2 protein-coding genes are annotated in these 452 nt (G+C 37.6%); both read right to left on the minus strand.

Annotation, left to right across the window (positions count from 1 at the left end):
• Positions 1–134 (minus strand): peptide-methionine (S)-S-oxide reductase (locus SB717_RS33710; RefSeq protein WP_410907159.1); only part of this gene is annotated, 134 nt, incomplete at its 3' end.
• A 90-nt stretch (positions 135–224) separates the two neighbouring features.
• Positions 225–452, minus strand: a 228-nt coding sequence (locus SB717_RS33715; protein WP_410907157.1) for an SDR family oxidoreductase, incomplete at its 5' end; no start/stop codon positions are given.

Raw genomic sequence — 452 nt, forward strand, 5'->3', positions numbered from 1 at the left:
GTTGGTTTTTCTACATGACCTCCTGCATAGCCAGAAAGTACTTTATGAATACCAGGAAGTTCATCAAATGGTTTTACCATGCACCAAAAGCAACCGCCTGCGAAGGTTGCGAGTTCGTATGTTTTTTCGGACATTGCTGTAATCCTCCTAAATGTATATGTTTTATATAGTATTATATAAATTGTTTTATTGCGCAATAAAAAAGATTTGAAAATATATGTTTTTTATAAACAAGATCCTCCGCTCACATCAATTAATTGTCCAGTAACCCAGCGGCTGTCTGGAGAAGCAAGAAATGCAGCAGTATCGGCAATGTCTTCTACTTCACCTAAGCGATTGAAAGCGGAAATAGTAGTAGCGTACTGCTTCATCATTGGGTCGCTCAAAAGTTCTGCATTCATATCTGTTTTAATAAATCCTGGAAGTATTGCATTCACCGTTATTCCTCGTAC

This window comes from Priestia sp. SIMBA_032, from assembly GCF_046535215.1.
Classification (GTDB): domain Bacteria; phylum Bacillota; class Bacilli; order Bacillales; family Bacillaceae_H; genus Priestia; species Priestia aryabhattai.